This window comes from Pararhodobacter marinus, assembly GCF_003122215.1.
Lineage (GTDB): Bacteria > Pseudomonadota > Alphaproteobacteria > Rhodobacterales > Rhodobacteraceae > Pararhodobacter > Pararhodobacter marinus.
Genome location: NZ_QEYD01000019.1, coordinates 1 through 17919, shown reverse-complemented (window position 1 = coordinate 17919; position 17919 = coordinate 1). Strand labels below are relative to the sequence as shown.

16 protein-coding genes, 1 pseudogene and 1 riboswitch are annotated in these 17919 nt (G+C 69.6%); of the genes and pseudogenes, 14 read left to right on the top strand and 3 right to left on the bottom strand.

The features are described from left to right. Position 1: 1 nt before the first annotated feature. Positions 2 to 544: an NADPH-dependent FMN reductase gene (locus C4N9_RS21375; RefSeq protein ID WP_109535378.1), complete on the bottom strand. Its 543-nt coding sequence runs from the start codon at positions 542 to 544 to the stop codon at positions 2 to 4. 127 nt (positions 545 to 671) lie between these two features. Here C4N9_RS21375 and C4N9_RS21370 point away from each other — a divergent pair, with 127 nt between their 5' ends. Continuing rightward, positions 672 to 2336 carry a thiamine pyrophosphate-binding protein gene (locus tag C4N9_RS21370; RefSeq protein WP_109535377.1) on the top strand — a complete coding sequence of 555 codons (1665 nt, stop codon included), beginning with the start codon at positions 672 to 674 and terminating at the stop codon, positions 2334 to 2336. Positions 2337 to 2580: 244 nt separating this feature from the next. Here C4N9_RS21370 and cobO read toward each other — a convergent pair. Further along, positions 2581 to 3186, bottom strand: a pseudogene (gene cobO, locus C4N9_RS21365) (cob(I)yrinic acid a,c-diamide adenosyltransferase); the annotation flags it as partial. 236 nt (positions 3187 to 3422) lie between these two features. Further along, a riboswitch (cobalamin riboswitch) is annotated at positions 3423 to 3643 on the top strand. A gap of 82 nt (positions 3644 to 3725) precedes the next feature. On the opposite strand from cobO, the gene C4N9_RS21360 reads away from it, so the two are divergent. From C4N9_RS21360 to cobJ, 7 genes are all read left to right on the top strand, one after another. Then, a complete protein-coding gene (locus tag C4N9_RS21360) occupies positions 3726 to 4088 on the top strand; it encodes a DUF1636 domain-containing protein (RefSeq protein ID WP_109535376.1) in 363 nt (120 codons plus the stop codon). A 117-nt stretch (positions 4089 to 4205) separates the two neighbouring features. Beyond that, entirely contained in the window at positions 4206 to 5243 is a 1038-nt protein-coding gene (cobW, locus tag C4N9_RS21355) for a cobalamin biosynthesis protein CobW (protein ID WP_109535375.1), read from the top strand. Next, positions 5244 to 8483 carry a cobaltochelatase subunit CobN gene (cobN, locus tag C4N9_RS21350; protein WP_109535374.1) on the top strand — a complete coding sequence of 1080 codons (3240 nt, stop codon included), beginning with the start codon at positions 5244 to 5246 and terminating at the stop codon, positions 8481 to 8483. It abuts the gene before it with no gap. After that, a complete protein-coding gene (locus C4N9_RS21345) occupies positions 8480 to 9619 on the top strand; it encodes a cobalamin biosynthesis protein CobG (protein WP_210404084.1) in 1140 nt (379 codons plus the stop codon). The genes cobN and C4N9_RS21345 overlap by 4 nt, the downstream gene beginning before the upstream one ends. Then, positions 9620 to 10249, top strand: a complete 630-nt coding sequence (locus C4N9_RS21340; RefSeq protein WP_109535373.1) for a precorrin-8X methylmutase — start codon at positions 9620 to 9622, stop codon at positions 10247 to 10249. After that, positions 10246 to 10980, top strand: coding sequence for a precorrin-2 C(20)-methyltransferase (gene cobI, locus C4N9_RS21335; protein WP_109535372.1), 735 nt, complete (start codon positions 10246 to 10248; stop codon positions 10978 to 10980). The genes C4N9_RS21340 and cobI overlap by 4 nt, the downstream gene beginning before the upstream one ends. Then, entirely contained in the window at positions 10977 to 11723 is a 747-nt protein-coding gene (gene cobJ / locus C4N9_RS21330) for a precorrin-3B C(17)-methyltransferase (RefSeq protein ID WP_109535371.1), read from the top strand. Before cobI ends, cobJ begins: the two co-directional genes overlap by 4 nt. A gap of 164 nt (positions 11724 to 11887) precedes the next feature. Here the strand turns inward: cobJ and C4N9_RS21325 are convergent, their stop codons facing one another. Then, on the bottom strand, positions 11888 to 12619 hold the full coding sequence (locus C4N9_RS21325; RefSeq protein WP_109535370.1) for a cobalt-precorrin-6A reductase: 732 nt from the start codon (positions 12617 to 12619) through the stop codon (positions 11888 to 11890). Between C4N9_RS21325 and cbiE the strand changes: the two genes are divergently transcribed. The 6 genes from cbiE to cobF are packed head-to-tail and all read left to right on the top strand — an operon-like array spanning position 12618 to position 17774. Beyond that, the gene (cbiE, locus tag C4N9_RS21320) at positions 12618 to 13814 is read left to right on the top strand and encodes a precorrin-6y C5,15-methyltransferase (decarboxylating) subunit CbiE (RefSeq protein WP_109535369.1); all 1197 of its coding nucleotides are present in this window, start codon (positions 12618 to 12620) and stop codon (positions 13812 to 13814) included. The genes C4N9_RS21325 and cbiE overlap by 2 nt on opposite strands. Then, a complete protein-coding gene (locus tag C4N9_RS21315; protein WP_109535368.1) occupies positions 13811 to 14158 on the top strand; it encodes a cobalamin biosynthesis protein in 348 nt (115 codons plus the stop codon). The genes cbiE and C4N9_RS21315 overlap by 4 nt, the downstream gene beginning before the upstream one ends. Continuing rightward, complete coding sequence (cobM, locus tag C4N9_RS21310; protein WP_109535367.1) at positions 14155 to 14940, top strand: precorrin-4 C(11)-methyltransferase; 786 nt, start codon at positions 14155 to 14157, stop codon at positions 14938 to 14940. The genes C4N9_RS21315 and cobM overlap by 4 nt, the downstream gene beginning before the upstream one ends. Beyond that, positions 14937 to 16247 (top strand): cobyrinic acid a,c-diamide synthase CobB, encoded by a 1311-nt coding sequence (locus C4N9_RS21305; RefSeq protein ID WP_109535366.1) that lies wholly within the window; start codon positions 14937 to 14939, stop codon positions 16245 to 16247. Before cobM ends, C4N9_RS21305 begins: the two co-directional genes overlap by 4 nt. A gap of 28 nt (positions 16248 to 16275) precedes the next feature. Continuing rightward, positions 16276 to 16992, top strand: coding sequence for a uroporphyrinogen-III C-methyltransferase (gene cobA, locus C4N9_RS21300; protein ID WP_109535365.1), 717 nt, complete (start codon positions 16276 to 16278; stop codon positions 16990 to 16992). Next, positions 16989 to 17774 (top strand): precorrin-6A synthase (deacetylating), encoded by a 786-nt coding sequence (gene cobF / locus C4N9_RS21295; protein ID WP_109535364.1) that lies wholly within the window; start codon positions 16989 to 16991, stop codon positions 17772 to 17774. The genes cobA and cobF overlap by 4 nt, the downstream gene beginning before the upstream one ends. Positions 17775 to 17919 lie beyond the last annotated feature (145 nt).

The following is a 17919-nucleotide window of genomic DNA, read 5'->3' as shown; positions in this document are numbered from 1 at the left end:
ATCAACGCCGCGATCCGGCCTGTTCGCGCAGCCGGTCCATCAGCGTTGCGACCTGCTTGGCGTAACGCTCCGCGACCAGGCGCCCGGCCTCGTCGAACTCGCCCGAGGCATTGCCGACCAGCACTTCGGGCCATGACAGCGGCTCGACCCGGTGCGGCACCAGCATCCATCGCAGCACATTCTGCGACCGTTCGCCCCCGGCCCGGCCCCCGGCGGCGGTGACGATCGCCACGGGCTTGCCCGCCAGCGGGTTGGGCTTCAGCCGGCTCAGCCAGTCCAGCGCGTTCTTCACCACCCCCGGCGGCGCTTTGTTGTATTCCGGGCAGGCGAACAGCACCGCATCCGCGGCCTCGATCACCGCGCCCAGGGCCGTCACCTCGGGCGGGATGCCCTGCGCTTCCAGATCCTCGTCGAAAAGCGGCAGGCGCAGGCTGCCCTCGGTGAAACGCCCGCCGAACGCGCGCGCGGCCTCGTTCATCAGCTTGCGGTTCAGACTGTCGGCGCGCAGCGATCCGCACAGGCCCGCAAGGGTCAAGTCGCTCATCGGGGTCTCCTTTGCCCGTCCCTCTGCCCTGTCCTAACGCGCCCTGCCCGCAAGACAAGCTCGGGGCGTGCTTGAATCCCGCCATCACTTGCGCCACCGTCCGACCAGCACGAAACGGAGGCAATCCATGCGGCACGGCGGACAGATCCTGGTCGATCACCTGAAAGCACAAGGCGTGCGGCGGGTCTTTTCGGTGCCGGGCGAAAGTTTCCTCGCCGCGCTGGACGGACTGCACGGGTCGGGCATCGACAATATCGTCTGCCGGCACGAGGGCGGCGCCGCGATGATGGCCGAGGCGCATTTCAAGGTCACGGGCGAAGTCGGCATCGCCTTCGTCACGCGCGGGCCGGGCGCCAGCAACGCCGCTTCGGGCGTGCATGTGGCACAGCAGGATTCCTCGCCGATGATCCTGTTCGTGGGCCAGATCGATTCCGGCCACCGCGACCGCGGCGCTTTCCAGGAGGTCGATTACCGGCAGATGTTCGGCGGGTTGGCCAAATGGGCGGCCGAGATCGACGACATTGGCCGCCTGCCCGAATATCTCGCCCGCGCCTTCCATGTCGCGCGGTCGGGGCGGCCCGGCCCCGTGGTGCTGTCGCTTCCCGAAAACATGCTGTCAGCGCAAAGCGACGTTCCCGACCTGCCGCCCGCACCGCCCGTGCAGGCCGCGCCGTCCGAGCCCGAGCTCGCGGCGCTCTGGGACGGGCTGAAAGACGCCAAACGTCCGCTCGTCGTGGTGGGCGGGCCGCATTGGTCGCCGCAGGCCGCGCGCGACCTTGCCGCTTTCGCCAGCGCCACGGGCCTGCCGGTGGCGCAGACCTTCCGCCGGCAGGACCGGCTCGATGCCGATCACCCCTGCCATGCGGGCGATCTGGGGGTCGGCATGAACCCCAAACTCGCCCGGCGCCTGCGCGAGGCCGACACGCTTCTGATCCTCGGCGCGCGGCTGGGCGACACCGCGACCGACGGCTACACGCTGATCGACCCCGCCGCGCCGGGCAAGCGCGTGCTGCATGTCCATCCCGACCCCGACGAGCTGGGCCTTGTCTGGCGCCCCGATTGCGCCGTCGCCCGCCGCGCGCCCGAGATCATCGCCGCGCTTGCCGCCAGCGTGCCGCAGGGCCTGCCCGACTGGTCCGACTGGACCGAGGCGGCCCATGCCGATCTGCTCGACTGGCGCCAGCCGCGCGAGACCCCGGGCGCGGTCAAGCTCGAACAGGTCATGGCGTGGCTCTCGGACAACGCCCCCGCCGATGCCATCGCCACAAACGGTGCGGGCAATTACTGCACCTGGATGCACCGCTATTTCCGCCCGCGCGCCTTTCCGGGCCAGATCGGGCCGACCTCGGGCAGCATGGGCTATGGTTTCCCCGCCGCCATTGCCGCCAGCCTCGAACATCCGGGCAAGGTCGTCTTGTGCTTTGCCGGCGACGGCTGTTTCCAGATGACGCTCAACGAGCTGTCGACCGCCCGGCAATACGGCGCGACGCCCATCGTCATCCTTGCCAATAACGGCCGATACGGCACGATCCGCATGCATCAGGAGCGCACCTATCCCGGCCGGGTCTCGGGCACGGACCTGTTCAACCCCGATTATGCCGCGCTTGTGCGCGCTTATGGCGGCCATGGCGAAACCGTCACCCGGACCGAGGACTTCCCCGAGGCTTTCGCCCGCGCCCGCCAGTCCGGCACGGTCGCGGTGATCGAACTTCGGCTCGACCCGCAGGCGCTGACACCGGGCCAGACGCTCGATTCCGCCCGCGCGCAGGGCGAAGGCGCGCGCAACGGCTGACGCTGCCCCCCGGAGCCATGCGCCTGCGCCGCATTCGCCCGGGCTGCATTCCCTGTGCCCCGCCGGTCCCGTGCCCTATCGGGACCGAGGCAGGGTATGCGTTGCAGAACGCTTGGCCATCCCCGGCAGAATCGCGAAACGCGCCACGCGACAAGATTACCGTGAGCGGGCTTGCGAAATCGTTAACGCCGGGTGGAAAGGCATCGCCCGACCAGACGGCTCCCGGCAGCCGGGCGCTGCAGGCTCAGAACTCGACACCCGCCTGCGCCTTGATTCCTGCGCGGAACGGGTGCTTCACCAGCGACATCTCCGTCACCAGGTCCGCCAGCTCGATCAGCTCAGGCTTGGCATTGCGTCCGGTCAGCACGACATGCGTCATCTCGGGCTTCTCGGTCGCCAGGAATGCCACGACCTCGTCGATATCCAGATAATCATAGCGCAGCGCGATGTTGATTTCGTCCAGCAAAACCATACGGATATCCGGATCGCGGATCAGAGCCTTGGCCTTGTCCCAGCCCTTTTGCGCCGCCGCGATGTCGCGCGCCTTGTCCTGCGTTTCCCAGGTAAAACCCTCGCCCATCGCGTGAAACTGACAAAGATGACCGAAATGCCCGGTCAGCAACCGCCGCTCGCCGGTATCCCAGCTGCCCTTGATGAACTGCACCACCGCACAGGGCATCTCATGCGCGATGGCGCGCAGGATCATGCCGAACCCGGACGAGGATTTCCCCTTCCCCGGCCCGGTATGCACGATGATCAGGCCCTTCTCGCCCTGCCGCGCCTCGGCCATCCGGTCGCGCGCGGCCTTGATCTTCTGCATCTTTGCCTTATGGCGCGCCGCTTCTTCGGTCGTCTCGTCGCCCTGGGTCGCATCGGGGGACCGCGACCCGTCGCGCGGCTTGTCCCCTGTGTCCGTGTTGCCTGTCATCGTCTCGCCGGTGCCGGGCTTCGCAAGCTCCGCCTTCCCGCGCTCGGTCGCGCCCGCCGTCTTTTCCTTTCCGGCCCGGCCCGTCGCCGGGTCCCCGGCCTCCTTGTCGGTGCTGTCCGTCATCCGTCGCATCCCCGCTTGACTTGAAAGCCCCTGCATCGCATGTCCGCAGGGCTGGTGCCTGTCCTCTCGGGGCAGGTGAAAAGGGAATGCGATACCGGGTCAACCCCAAACGGGCCGACCCCGAAGCGCAGCCGCCCCCGCGACCGTGACCGGAGGGACCATCCACATGCCACTGGCGACAGGCCGGGAAGGCGGATGGCCGCAGGGAAACCTGAACTCCGCAAGCCGGGAGACCTGCCAGCGCCGAGACAACCAGCCGGACGGGGTGTTCCGGTGACGGGTCGGTACCGCGCGCTGCTCGTGGATCCCCCGCACCCTGCCCCGCCAGAAAGACTGACATGACCGAGACGGTCGACCTTCTGGTCTGCGTGACCTGCCGTTACATGGATCGGCGCGATGCCGATCCGGACGCCCCGCGTCCGGGGCGCCTGCTGGCCGATGCGCTGGCCGGCGCGCTGCCCGAAGGCATCACGCTGCGCGAGACCGAATGCCTGTCCAATTGTTCACGCGGCTGCACCGTCGCTTTGCGGGGACCGGGGAAATGGACCTATGTCTACGGCAATCTTGCCGCCGATCAGGCCGACACCGTGGCCGAGGGCGCGACCAAGTATCGGGCCCATCCCGCAGGGCTGGTCCCGTGGCGCGAACGCCCCGAGCATTTCCGCAAGAACTGCATCGCGCGCATTCCGCCGCTGGAATGAGCCGGCGGTGAAACCGAGTCGTTTAACCCTCCTTTCGCCCAGTCTGGCCGCGAAATCCTAACAAATCCTCTGCGTGAGCCTTGAAATCGAGCCACGCCCCCGGAACCGGAGCCCAAGATGTCCGACCTGAACAAAGTCCCCGTTACCATCGTTACCGGCTTCCTTGGCTCGGGAAAAACGACGCTGATCTCGCATCTCATCCGCAATGCGGGCGGGCGTCGGCTGGCCGTCGTCGTCAATGAATTCGGCACGCTGGGGGTCGATGGCGAGATCCTCAAGGGTTGCGCCATTCCCGATTGCCCCGAGGAGAATATCCTCGAGCTGGCGAATGGCTGCATCTGCTGCACCGTGGCCGACGATTTCGTGCCGACGGTCGAAAGCCTTCTGGCCATGGATCCGCGCCCCGATCACATCCTGATCGAAACGTCGGGTCTGGCGCTGCCCAAACCGCTGCTCAAGGCCTTCGACTGGCCCGATATCCGCTCGCGCATCACCGTGGACGGGGTGATCGCGCTGGCCGATGCCGAGGCGGTCGCGGCGGGCCGGTTCGCGCCCGATGTGGCGGCGGTGGATGCCCAGCGCGCCGCCGATGACAGTATCGACCACGAAACCCCGCTGAGCGAGGTCTTCGAGGACCAGATTTCCTGCGCCGACGTGGTCCTTCTGACCAAGGCCGACCTGGCGGGTGCCGAGGGCATCGCGGCCGCGCGCGCGGTCATCGCGGCCGAAGCCCCCCGCCCCCTGCCGGTGGTCGAGGTGACCGAAGGCGCGGTCGATCCGCGCGTCATCCTGGGCCTGGGAGCCGCGGCCGAGGACGATATCGCGCAGCGCCCGTCGCATCACGACGGGCATGACGACCACGAGCACGACGATTTCGACACGATCGTCGTCGAGCTGGGCGAGGTGGACGACCTGCCCGCCCTGTCGGCGAAGATCGAGCAGATGGCGCGCGATCTCGATATCCTGCGGGTCAAAGGTTACGTTGCGGTTAAGGGCAAGCCGATGCGCGCGCTGGTGCAGGCGGTCGGCGCGCGCGTGCGTCATCAATTCGACCGCCCGTGGAAACCGGGCGAGGCGCGGGTGACCTCGCTGGTGGTCATTGCCGAACATGACCGGATCGACGCCGCCGCGATTCGCGGGGCGCTGGGGGTGTAAATGCACGTCCTGTTCCGCGAAAGCCACGGGCTCGACGAGACCGCCACACCGCAGGATCTGGGCCAGACGCCCGCCGATCTGGTGGTGCTGTCGTTCTCGGATTCCGACCTTGGGGCTTTCGCGGCGGGCTGGCACCGGGCGTCGGGCAGCCTGCCGACGCTCCGGCTGGCCAACCTGTCGGCGCTGAAGCATCCGCTTTCGGTCGATACCTATATCGACCAGACGCTTAGCGGTGCGAAGGGCGTTCTGATCCGGCTCATCGGCGGTGTGCCCTATTGGTCTTACGGGCTGCAGCAAATGCAGGCTTTGGCGCAGCGCAACGGGATCGCGGTGGCGGTTCTGCCGGCCGATGGACGCGCCGATCCCAGGCTCGACGCGCTCAGCACTTTGCCGGTGTCGACGCTGCGGCGGCTGCAGCATCTGTGCGATCAGGGCGGCGCGGTGGCGGCGCAGGCGGCGCTGCAGCAATTCGCGCTGGCCTGCGGGCTTTATGCGCCCCCGGTGCGCGGGATCCGCGTCACGCCCGAAGTCGGCGGCTGGACGCCCGAGGGCATCACCTGCCCCGCCGCGCTGGCCTTCGGCACCCCGGAGTCTGGCGACCGGCCACGCATTCTTCTGACCTTTTACCGCGCCTATCTGACCGCTGCCGATACCGAACCGCTGGAACAGATCGCGCGCGCCTTCGATGAGGCGGGATACGACGTGATCGGCCTGTTCGCCCCGTCGCTCAAGGCGCCGCAGGCGCGCGGTTGGCTGGAACGCTGGGTCCGGCATCTCGCCCCCGCCGCCATCGTCAACGCCACGGCGTTCAGCGCGCGCGATGGCGGGGCATCGCCGCTGGATGCGGGCGACGTGCCGGTGTTTCAGGTCGCGCTGGCCACCAATCCGCGCAAGGCTTGGGACGACTCGGATCGCGGCCTGTCGCCTGCCGATCTGGCCATGCATGTGGTGCTGCCCGAGGTGGACGGGCGGCTGTTCGGGTCGGTCGTCAGCTTCAAGGGCGCGTCCGATCCCGATCCGGACCTGCAATTCGCGCGGACCTTGCATCGCGCCGAGCCCCGGCGAATCGCGTCGCTGCTGGCGCGCGTGACGGGATGGCACCGGCTTGCCACCCTGCCCGCCGAAGACAAGCGCGTCGCGCTGGTTCTGTCCACCTATCCCGGCAAGGGATGGCAGATGGCCCATGCCGTGGGCCTGGACGCGCTGGACTCGGCCCGCGCGATCCTGAACGCCCTGCGCGACCAAGGCCATGGCATCGAACCGGCCGATCCCCGCGATCTGGAAACCGCCCGCCTCGACTGGCCGCTCGATGCGTATCGGCAGGCACTGTCCACCCTGCCGCAAAGCCTGCAGCAAGAGATCAGCGACCAATGGGGCGACGCGCAGGACGACCCGGACGTCCGAAACGGCGCCTTCCAATTCGCCGCGATCCGGGCGGGACGTGCCCTGATCGCCCTGCAGCCCGAACGCGGCACGCCCATCTTGCGCGAGAACGATTACCACGACGTTACCAAAACCCCGCGTCACGCCTATGTCGCCTTTTATCTGTGGTTGCGCGAACAGGCCGATGCGCTGGTTCATATCGGTGCGCATGGCACGCTGGAATGGCTGCCGGGCAAGTCGGTCGCCTTGTCCGATGCCTGCTGGCCCGAGGCGCTGACGCGCGGCCTGCCCGTCATCTATCCGTTCATCGTCAACGATCCCGGCGAGGCCGCACAGGCCAAGCGGCGGATCGGCGCGGTGACGATTGGCCATGTGCCGCCGCCGATGACCGAGGCACAGACGGGCGCCGGGATGACCCATCTGGAAGCGCTGCTCGATGAATTCTCGAATGCCGACGGGCTGGACCCCGCGCGCCGCGACCGGCTGCAGCAGGATATCCGCACCGAGGCGCAGGCGCTGGGGCTGGAGGCCGAGCTGGGCCTGACCACCGCGACCTCGCTGGCCGAGGCGATCACCCGCATCGACCGTTTCGTCTGCGACGTGAAGGAAAGCCAGTTCGGCGAGGGGCTGCATGTCTTCGGCACCGGCGCGCATGGCGCGCAGGAGACCGAGGGGTTGCTGCGCGCCCTGTCGGGCCGGTTCGTGCCGCCCGGGCCTTCGGGCTCGCCCTGGCGGGGGCGCAAGGACGTGCTGCCCACCGGGCGCAACCTGTTCACCACCGATCCCCGCGCCGTACCCACCCGCGCCGCCTATGCGCAGGGCGTGAAGCTGGCCGAGGAGCTGGTGCGCCGCCATCTGCAGGACCACGGCGACTGGCCGCGCAATCTGGTGATCGACCTGTGGGGCAGTGCGACAATGCGCACGGCGGGCGCGGAATTCGCGATGGCGCTGCATCTGTTGGGTGCAAAGCCGGTCTGGGATGGCGAGTCGGGGCGCGTCAGCGGCGTCGAAATCTTGCCGATCGCCGAGCTCGACCGCCCCCGGCTGGATGTGACGCTGCGGGTGAGCGGCCTGTTTCGCGACGTGTTCCCGGACCTGTCGAGCCTTTTCGCCACCGCTGTCAAGGCGCTGTCCCGGCGCGACGAGGCGCCCGACTGGAACCCCTATGCCGGGCGCGCGGATCTGAACCGCGTCTACGGACCGAAACCCGGCACCTACGGGCTGTCGATGGGCGAGACGCCCGACACCTATACGCCGGAAGCCCGGCAGGCGGCGGGCGAGGCATGGCTTAACGCCAGCGCGCACGCGCTCGATACCGGCGAGGAAGACGCCGAGGGGCTGAAGGCGCGCGTGCGTCATGCCGACGCCTTCGTCCATTTGCAGGACCTGCCCGAAACCGACCTGCTGCTGGCCGCCGATTACGCCGCGCATGAAGCCGGTTTCGCCGCGGCCCAGCAGGTTACGGGCGGCGAGGCCGCGCTCTATCACCTCGATGCGCGCGACCCGGCGAAGCCCGCAGCCCGCACCCTGACCGAGGAACTCGCCCGCGTCGTGCGCGCCCGGGCCGCCAATCCGAAATGGATCGACGGCATGATGAACCACGGCTTCCGGGGCGCAGCCGAGATCGCCGCGACGCTCGATCATCTGGGTGCCTTCGCCCATCTGGCCAAGGCCGTCCCGCCCCAGCTTTTCGACCTGTATCACGAGGCGACGCTGGGCCGGGACGATGTCGTGGCCTTCCTCGAGCGGGAAAACCCGCAGGCGCTGGCGGCGATGCAGGCGCGCTTTGCCGCCTTGCACGCGGCGGGGCTGTGGTCCACACGGAGGAATTCGATCCTTGCGGGGCTGACGGAATGAGTGTGGCAACACGCTTCAGTATCAAGGGCTGGTGCCCCGGCGCGCTGCGTCCGATGCTGTCGGGCGACGGCTATGTCGTGCGGGTGCGCCCCCGGCTGGCCGAGCTGAGCGCCGCGCAGGCGCTGGGCCTGTGCATCGCCGCCCGAACCCACGGCGCGGGGCTGATCGACCTGACCAACCGCGCCAACGTCCAGATCCGGGGCGTGACCGAGGCCGCATGGCCCGACCTGATCGACGACCTGACCGCGCTGGGCCTGATCGACCGCGACATCGACACCGAGACCCGGCGCAACATTGTCACCGCGCCCCACTGGGCCGAGGGCGACGATACCCACCGGCTGAGCACGGAGTTGATCGCCCGGCTGGCTGAGTTCCCCGAGCTTCCGCCGAAGATGGGCTTTGCCATCGACGCGGGCGCGGGGCCGGTGCTGCAGGACGTGCCGTCCGATTTCCGTATCGAGCGCGGCACCGACCGTCGCCTGATCCTTCGGCCCGAGGGGCGCGAGACGGGCCTGACGCTGACGCCGGGCGCCGAGATCGACGCGCTGATCCGGCTTTGCTACTGGTTCATCGCCTCGGGCGGGGCGCAGGCCGGGCGCATGGCCCGGCACGAAGCCCCTCTGCCCGACTGGGCGCAGGATCTGCAGCCGCCCGCGCCTGCCCGCGCGCCGCTGACCCCCGGCCCGCATGCGCTGGGCATGGTGCAGGGCTGCGCCTTTGGCCAAGTCCGCGCCGAAGACCTTGCCGCCGCGATCACGGCGAGCGGGACCGTCGCGCTGCGCATCACTCCGTGGCGCGCGCTGTTGATGCTGGGCGCTGATCCCGGTCCGCAACCGGGCCTGATCGCCGACCCGCTGGCGCCCGAGCTGACCACCGATGCCTGCCCCGGCGCCCCGTTCTGCCCGCAGGCCAGCGTCGAGACCCGCGCGCTGGCGCGGGCCCTTGCCCCCCGTGTCCAAGGCCGCCTGCATGTCAGCGGCTGCGCCAAGGGCTGCGCGCGGCCCGGCCCCGCCGATGTCGTCATCACCGGCGAAAACGGCGCTTACGGCATGGCGCGCGTGGCACGGGCGGGCGATCCCATGACCCAAACCGGGCTGAGCACCGATGACCTGCTTGCCCATTTCGGAGCCCGATGAATGCCCTGGACCTATGAAACCGACGGCGCGGCGATCTACCGCCAGTCCTTTGCCACGATCCGCGCCGAGGCCGATCTGGGCCGCTTCGATGCCGACGAGGAACAGGTCGTCGTCCGCATGATCCACGCCGCCGGGATGGTCGGGCTGGAGAACTTCGTGAAAATGACGCCGGGCTTCGTGACCGCCGCCCGCACGGCGCTGGAAAACGGCGCTCCGATCCTGTGCGACGCGCGCATGGTGTCCGAGGGCGTGACCCGCTTCCGCCTGCCCGCCGACAACCCGGTGATCTGCACCCTGCACGACCCGGAGGTCCCCGACATGGCCAAGGCCATGTCCAACACCCGCTCGGCCGCCGCGCTGGAACTCTGGCGCCCGCATCTGGACGGCGCGCTGGTCGCCATCGGCAACGCGCCCACCGCGTTGTTCCACCTGCTCAACATGCTCGAAGACCCGGATTGCCCGCGCCCGGCGGCGATCATCGGCTGCCCGGTGGGCTTCGTCGGCGCGATGGAATCGAAAGACGCGCTGTGGCAGGTCCAGCCGGTGCCGTCCTGCATCGTCGAGGGGCGGCTGGGCGGCTCGGCCATCACGGTCGCCGCGATCAACGCCATCGCGAGCCGCAAGGAATGACCCCCATCTTGAAATCGGGCACCGTTTACGGCGTGGGTCTCGGCCCCGGCGCGCAGGACCTGATGAGCGTGCGCGCCGACCGGCTGATCCGGGGCGCGAGGCATGTCGCTTATTTCCGCAAGGCCGGGAAACCCGGACAGGCGCGGCGCATCGTCGAGGGGATGCTGAGGGACGACCTGACGGAATTCCCGATGGATTACCCCGTTACCACCGAGATCCCGCTCGCCGATCCCCGCTACGCCGCGTCGCTGGCCGGGTTCTACGAAAACGTCGCGGCGCATCTGCGCGCGCTGGCCGAGAGTGGCGAGGATGTCGTCGTGCTGGCCGAGGGCGATCCGTTCTTCTACGGCTCGTTCATGCATCTCTTTACCCGGCTCGAGCCGCATGTGCCCGTGCGCGTCGTGCCCGGCATCACCGGCATGGCGGCGGCCTGGACGGCGACCGGCGCGCCGATCACCTGGGGCGACGATGTGCTGACCGTGGCCCCCGCCACGCTGCCCGAGGCCGAGCTGAGCGCCCGCATCGCCGATACCGACGCGCTGGTGGTGATGAAGATCGGCCAGAACCTGCCCAAGCTGAAACGCGCCATCGAGGCCGCGGGCCGGATGGGCGAAGCCTGGCTGGTGGAATACGCGGCGATGGCGGAAGAACGGGTGATCAAGCTGGCCGAGGTCGACACCGCCCCCTATTTCTCGATCGCGATGATACACGGACAGGGGCGCAGGCCATGACCGGTTGGGTTGTTATCGCGGGGCTCGGGCCGGGGCGCGAAACCCTTGTGACGCCCGAGGTGCGCGACGCGCTGGCCGAGGCCACGGATGTGGTGGGCTACATCCCCTATGTCGCCCGCATCGCCCCGCGCGAGGGGCTGGTGCTGCATGCCTCGGATAACCGCGTGGAGCTCGACCGCTCGCGGCACGCGCTGGAAATGGCGGCCGAGGGGAAACGCGTCGTCGTCGTCTCGTCGGGCGATCCCGGCGTCTTTGCGATGGCCGCCGCCGTGTTCGAGGCGCTGGAAGCGGGCCCCGAGGCGTGGCGCGCGCTGGAGATCCGCGTGCTGCCCGGCATCACCGCGATGCTGGCCGCTGCGGCGGCGGCGGGCGCGCCGCTGGGCCACGATTTCTGCGCGATCAACCTCAGCGACAACCTGAAACCCTGGGCGCTGATCGAGAAACGCCTGCGGCTGGCCGCCGAGGCCGATTTCGCCATGGCCTTCTACAATCCCCGCTCGAAATCCCGGCCCGAGGGATTTGCCCGCACGCTGGAAATCCTGACCGAGACCTGCCGCGACGCGCGCCCGGTGCTGTTCGCCCGCGCCGTCTCGACCCCCGAACAGGCGCTGCGGATCGTGCCGCTGCCCGACTGCACGCCCGACATGGCCGATATGCGGACGATGGTGATCGTCGGTAATTCCGCGACCCGGGTGATCGACACGCCGCGCGGGCCGATCCTGTACACGCCGAGATCGGCATGACGCGCGGGGTTTCGCCCTTCTTGCCCGCTGTCGCGGGCGCGGCGGGCGACCCGGCCGCGCGTCGCGCGGCGAAGCTTGCAAAGGGCGCCTCGCTTCGCTCGGCATCGGTGGGCGCTGCCCCCCGCCTTCGGCTCCCCCCGGGATATTTCCGGAACGAAGATGGGCTAGGCTTTGAGCCAGGTCAGGACCTCGGCGATCGCGTGCACGTCGTGGCGCGGCGGCAGGACGGGGCGGTCGATCATCAGGACCGGCAGGCCCAGCGCGCGCGCCGCTTCGAGCTTCGAGACCGAGCCCGTGCCGCCCGCATTCTTCGACACGACAAGGTCGATCTTGTGCGCGCGCATCAGCGCGATGTCGGCTTGCGTGCTGAACGGTCCGCGATCGACCACCACCACGTGGTCCGGCAGCGGCGGCGTTTCCTTGGGTTCATCGACCAGACGCAGCAGGTAGCGGTGCTGCGGCTGGGGCGCGAATTCGTGGATATGCATCCGGCCGATCGCCAGCATGACGTGGCGCGCGGACCCTGCCAGCGCCGCGACCGCCGCCGGGATGTCGGCCACGCGCTGCCAGTCGTCGCCGGGGCCGGGCTGCCATGCGGGGCGCGTCAGCGCGATCAGGGGCGTACCGGTATCGGCGCAGGCATTGACGGCGTTTGTGCTCATCTGCGCGGCGAAGGGATGGGTGGCGTCGACCACATGCGTCACCGCGTGCTGTCGGATATAGTCGCGCAGCCCCGCCACGCCGCCGAAACCGCCGATCCGTACCGGGACCGGCTGCGCCTTGGGGCGCTCGACCCGGCCCATATAGCTGAGCGTGGCGGGGATCTTCGCCTCGGCCAGCGCCTGCGCGAGGGCGCTCGCCTCGGTCGTGCCGCCGAGCAGAAGGACATTGGGCATGGCTGACACTCCGTGGCTGACCATTCTGGGTTTGGGCGAAGATGGCCCCAAGGGGCTGACGGATGCAAGCCGGGCGGCTTTGGACGCCGCCGAGGTGGTCATGGGACCGCCGCGCCACCTGTCGCTGCTGCCGGACGTGACGGCCGAGCGGATCGAATGGCCCGTGCCCTTCGCCGACGGTGTGCCGTTGCTGCTGGCCCATCGCGGGCGGCGGGTGGTGATGCTGGCCTCGGGCGATCCGTTCTGGTTCGGCGCGGGAACGGTGGTGACGCAGGCGCTGGCGCAGGGGGAATGGACCGCCCTGCCCGGCCCGTCCTGCTTTTCGCTGGCCGCCGCGCGGCTGGGCTGGGGGCTGGAACAGATCGCCTGTCTGGGCCTGCATGCCGCGCCTCTTGCCCGACTGCGCCCCCTGCTAGCACCGGGGGCGCGGGCCATCGTCACCTTGCGTGACGGCGCGGCGGTGGCGTCGCTGGCGGGCTATCTGGACGGGGCGGGCTTCGGCGCGTCGGTTCTGCATGTGCTCGAAGCGCTGGGGGGGCCGCGCGAGCGGGTGCGCCGCGTGACGGCACAGGATTACGCGCTGGACGATATGCAGCACCCGGTCGCGGTCGGCATCGAGGTGGCGGGTGCGGGCGCGGTGCTGGGGCTGGCGTCGGGGCGGGCGGATGACTGGTTCGCCCATGACGGGCAGATCACCAAGCGACCGGTGCGCGCGCTGGCCCTGTCGGCGCTGGCGCCGAGGCCCGGCGACTTGCTGTGGGATATCGGCGCGGGATCGGGGTCGATCGGGATCGAATGGCTGCTGAGCCATCCCTCGCTGCGCGCCACAGGTTTCGAGGGTAACCCTGAGCGCGCGGCGCGGGCGCGGGAAAACGCGCAGGCGCTGGGGGTGGACCGGTTGCAGATCGTCGAGGGTCACGCGCCCGAGGTGCTGGAGGGGCAGCCCCGGCCCGATGCGGTTTTCGTGGGTGGCGGGCTGTCGCAGGCCTTGCTGGAGCGGCTCTATGCCCTGCCGTCGGGCACCCGGCTGGTCGCTCATGCGGTGACGCTGGAATCCGAGGCGCTGCTGGCGCAGGCGCAGGCGGCGAAGGGCGGCAGCCTGCTGCGCGTCGAACTGGCCGAGGCGCAGCCTCTGGGCCGGAAGCGCGGCTGGAAATCGGCCTATCCGATCGTGCAATGGAGCGTGACGCTATGATCGTCGCGGGTTTCGGCTTTTCCACCCGCGCGACGCTGGCGTCGCTGCAGGGCGCGCTGGCCGCGACCGGGGGCGCGCCCGACGCGCTGGCGACGCTCGCGGACAAGGCCCCGGCTCTGGCGCCGCTGGCGCTGGCACTGGACCTTCCGCTGCACGAGGTCTTCGGCCCGCTGCCCGACACGCCCACGCAATCGCCCGCCAGCCAGCGCGCGCGCGGCACCGGGTCGGTGGCCGAAGCCTGCGCGCTTGCCGCCGCCGGTCCGGGCGCGTATCTGATGGCCCCGCGCGTCATCTCGCCCGACGGGCTTGCCACCTGCGCGCTTGCGAAAGGAAACGGCCAATGAGTGTTCATTTCGTCGGCGCCGGTCCGGGCGCTCCCGACCTGCTCACCCTGCGGGGCCGCGACATCATCGCCGCCTGTCCCGTCTGCCTGTATGCCGGGTCGCTGGTACCCGAGGCGGTGCTGGAGCATTGCCCCGACGGTGCGCGGATCGTGAACACCGCGCCGCTGTCGCTCGATCAGATCATGGCGGTGATCGCCGACGCGCATGACAAGGGTCAGGACGTGGCGCGGCTGCATTCGGGCGATCTGTCCGTCTATTCGGCGATGGGTGAACAGCTCAGGCGCCTGCGCGAGATGGGCATTCCCTATACCGTGACACCGGGCGTGCCCGCCTTTGCCGCCGCCGCCGCCGCCTTGGGCACGGAATTGACGCTGCCGGGACTGGCTCAATCGGTGGTGCTGACCCGCACGCCGGGACGCGCCAGCGCCATGCCCGAGGGCGAGACCCTGGCGAATTTCGCCGCGACAGGCGCGACCTTGTGCATCCACCTGTCGATCCACAATCTGGAACGCACGGTGGCCGACCTGACGCCCGCCTACGGCGCCGGATGCCCGGTGGCCGTGGTCTGGCGGGCGACATGGCCCGAACAGCGGATCGTCCGCGGCACACTGGGCGATATCGGGGGGCTGGTCGCGGGGTCGATGGAGCGCACGGCGCTGATCCTTGTGGGTCCCGCGCTGGCGGGCGAGGGTTTCGAGGAAAGCTGCCTTTACGCCGTCGATTACGACCGCCGCTTCCGGCCGCAAAGCGCGGACTCGGTCTATGCGGGGTCGAAGGAATGAAGGGGATCCTCGTCTCAGCCCCGGCCTCGGGCACCGGCAAGACCACGGTCATGCTGGGCCTTCTGCGCGCGCTGAGCGAGGACGGGCTGACCGTACAGCCGTTCAAATCCGGCCCCGATTACATCGACCCGGCCTTTCACCGCGCGGCCTGCGGGCGGGCGTCGTTCAATCTCGACAGCTGGGCGATGGGGGCGGGACTGCTCGACGCCATCGCCTCGGAGGCCGAGGGCGCGGATCTCTGCGTGGCCGAAGGGTCGATGGGGCTTTACGACGGCGTGGCCTATGCCGGCGCGCTGGGGCATGGTTCATCGGCCGAGACGGCGGCGCGGATGGGCTGGCCCGTGGTGCTGGTGGTCGATGTCTCGGGTCAGGCGCAATCGGCGGCGGCGACGGCTCTGGGATTTCGCGCCTACCGGCCCGACCTGCCCTTCGCGGGGGTGATCCTGAATCGCGTGGCCTCGCCCCGGCATGAGCGGCTGGCGCGGCTGGGGATGGAAGCGGCCGGGATGCCGGTGCGGGGCGTGTTGCCCCGGCGCGGCGATATGAAACTGCCCGAGCGGCATCTGGGGCTGGTGCAGGCGGTCGAGCATCCCGATCTCGACCGCGCGATAGCCGATTATGCGGCGTTCCTGCGCGAGAATGTGGACCTGTCCGCAATCCGGGCGGCGGCGGATGGTGCGTCGATGACGCACCCTACAGCCTTGCGCATCCCGCCGCCCGCCCAGCGGATCGCCCTGGCGCAAGATGCGGCCTTTTCCTTTGCCTATCCGCACCTGGTCGAGGGCTGGCGCCGTGCCGGGGCCGAGATCCTGCCCTTCTCGCCCCTGGCCGACGAGGCTCCGCCCCCGGCAGACCTGGTCTGGCTCCCGGGAGGCTATCCGGAACTGCATGCCGGAAAACTGGCCGCCGCCACGCGCTTCCGCGCGGGTCTGCGCCGCCATGCCGAAACGAAGCCCGTGCATGGCGAATGCGGCGGCTACATGGCCCTGGGCGCGGCGCTGATCGACAAGGACGGCCGGCGCCACGAGATGGCCGGACTTCTGGGGCTGGTCACCAGCTACGAGAAGCGCAAGATGCATCTGGGCTATCGTCGCGCGGAACTGGTGGCCGACATGCCCGGACACGCGGCAGGGGCGGTGCTGAGGGGCCACGAATTTCATTATTCGACGATCCTCGAACAACCGGACGCGGTGCTGGCGCGGGTGACGGATGCCGAGGGGGCGGCGGTGGCCGAAACCGGCTCGGTCCGCGGCACCGTCAGCGGGACCTTTTTCCACCTGATCGCGCAGGACGGAGAGGACGGATGAGTATTTCCGGCAAAGTGAAGGGGCAAGAATGAGCGGTTTCGTGTCCTTCGTGGGGTCGGGGCCGGGTGACCCTGAACTGCTGACCGTCAAGGCGGTGAACCGGCTGAAAACGGCCGGGGTGATCCTGTTCGACGACCTGTCTTCGGGCCCGATCCTGGAACTGGCCAACCCGGCCGCCGAGCTGATCGCGGTGGGCAAGCGCGCCGGGCGGCCCTCACCCAAGCAGGACCATGTAAGCCGGCTTCTGGTCGATTACGCACAGGACAACACCAAAGTGGTGCGGCTGAAATCTGGCGATTCGGGGATTTTCGGGCGGCTCGAGGAAGAGATCACCGCGCTCAGGGCCGCCGGGATCGGCTACGAGATCGTGCCCGGCGTGACCTCGGCCTCGGCCGCCGCCGCCGCCGCGGGCATTCCGCTGACCCGGCGGCTGCAGGCGCGGCGCGTGCAATTCGTGACCGGCCACGATGTCGCGGGGGCCCTGCCCGAGGGGCTGAACATGCTGGCACTGGCCGATGCGCAGGCGACGACCGTGGTGTTCATGCCCAAGCGCACTTTCGCCCTTCTGGCCGCGCGCTTGCTGGAGGCCGGGTTGCCGCCCGAAACCCCCGCCCTTCTGGCCGAGAATGTCAGCCATCCCGACCAGAAACTCACCCGCGCCTCGATCGGCACGCTGGCCGAGACGCTGGCCGCCGCCGATCCGCGCGCGGCGGGGATCATCCTGTACGGGCCGCTGGCAGAATGACGGCGCTCTTTCCGCCAGAGCGTGGCGCGGGCCGAGGCCAAGATCGCCCGAAGATCGCGCTTGACCTGATCGGGATCGGCACTGGCAATCCCGATCATGTCACGCTGGCCGCAATCCGCGCCATGGCCGAGGCCGACCTCATCCTGCTGCCGCGCAAGGGCACGGACAAGAGCGATCTTGCGGATCTGCGCCGCCAGATCTGCGCCGTTCATCTTGGCGATCTGTCCCGCGTCGAGGAGTTCGACCTGCCGGTGCGTGACGCCTCCGGCGCGTATCTCGACGGTGTCAACGACTGGCATGACGCCATTGCGCTGAGCTGGAAAGCCCGGATCGATGCCTGCCTGCCGCAGGGCGGGCGCGTGGCGCTGCTGGTCTGGGGCGATCCCTCGCTTTACGATTCCAGCCTGCGCATCGCCGCCCGGCTGGGGCTGACCCCGCGTGTCGTGCCGGGCGTGACCTCGCTCTCGGTGCTGACCGCGGCGCATGCGATCCCGCTCAATGATCTCGGCGCGCCCGTGGTGATCACCACCGGGCGGCGCCTGCGCGATGCAGGCTGGCCCGACGGCGCCGACGCGGTGGCGGTGATGCTGGATCAGGGCGGGGCCTTTAACGCTCTCGCGCCCGAGGGCGTGACGATCTGGTGGGGCGCCTATCTGGGCATGCCGCACGAGACGCTGATCGCGGGACCTCTCCCCGACGTGGCGCAACGGATCCTCGACACCCGCGCGGCGCTTCGGGCGCAGCATGGCTGGATCATGGATATCTACCTGCTCCGGCGCTGAGCAGGGTCTCCCGATCTTCATACCCCTGTCTTCGTAACATTCGGAACCCGGCGAATCGCCGGGGCCGTGGCGCTGCGCGTTTGGTTTGCGTCCGGGGGAGGCTCCGCTCCCCCGGGCCCCCTCGGGAGTATTTCGGGCAGAATGA

Excerpts from the sequence above, each read along its gene's own strand:
- C4N9_RS21370 (WP_109535377.1), top strand. The coding sequence starts at position 672 with ATGCGGCACGGCGGACAGATCCTGGTCGATCACCTGAAAGCACAAGGC.
- cobA (WP_109535365.1), top strand. The coding sequence starts at position 16,276 with ATGAGCGGTTTCGTGTCCTTCGTGGGGTCGGGGCCGGGTGACCCTGAA.
- C4N9_RS21340 (WP_109535373.1), top strand. The coding sequence starts at position 9,620 with ATGCCCTGGACCTATGAAACCGACGGCGCGGCGATCTACCGCCAGTCC.
- C4N9_RS21325 (WP_109535370.1), bottom strand. The coding sequence starts at position 12,619 with ATGCCCAATGTCCTTCTGCTCGGCGGCACGACCGAGGCGAGCGCCCTC.
- cobI (WP_109535372.1), top strand. The coding sequence starts at position 10,246 with ATGACCCCCATCTTGAAATCGGGCACCGTTTACGGCGTGGGTCTCGGC.
- C4N9_RS21375 (WP_109535378.1), bottom strand. The coding sequence starts at position 544 with ATGAGCGACTTGACCCTTGCGGGCCTGTGCGGATCGCTGCGCGCCGAC.
- cobJ (WP_109535371.1), top strand. The coding sequence starts at position 10,977 with ATGACCGGTTGGGTTGTTATCGCGGGGCTCGGGCCGGGGCGCGAAACC.
- cbiE (WP_109535369.1), top strand. The coding sequence starts at position 12,618 with ATGGCTGACACTCCGTGGCTGACCATTCTGGGTTTGGGCGAAGATGGC.
- cobW (WP_109535375.1), top strand. The coding sequence starts at position 4,206 with ATGTCCGACCTGAACAAAGTCCCCGTTACCATCGTTACCGGCTTCCTT.
- cobM (WP_109535367.1), top strand. The coding sequence starts at position 14,155 with ATGAGTGTTCATTTCGTCGGCGCCGGTCCGGGCGCTCCCGACCTGCTC.
- cobN (WP_109535374.1), top strand. The coding sequence starts at position 5,244 with ATGCACGTCCTGTTCCGCGAAAGCCACGGGCTCGACGAGACCGCCACA.
- C4N9_RS21360 (WP_109535376.1), top strand. The coding sequence starts at position 3,726 with ATGACCGAGACGGTCGACCTTCTGGTCTGCGTGACCTGCCGTTACATG.
- C4N9_RS21345 (WP_210404084.1), top strand. The coding sequence starts at position 8,480 with ATGAGTGTGGCAACACGCTTCAGTATCAAGGGCTGGTGCCCCGGCGCG.
- C4N9_RS21305 (WP_109535366.1), top strand. The coding sequence starts at position 14,937 with ATGAAGGGGATCCTCGTCTCAGCCCCGGCCTCGGGCACCGGCAAGACC.
- cobF (WP_109535364.1), top strand. The coding sequence starts at position 16,989 with ATGACGGCGCTCTTTCCGCCAGAGCGTGGCGCGGGCCGAGGCCAAGAT.
- C4N9_RS21315 (WP_109535368.1), top strand. The coding sequence starts at position 13,811 with ATGATCGTCGCGGGTTTCGGCTTTTCCACCCGCGCGACGCTGGCGTCG.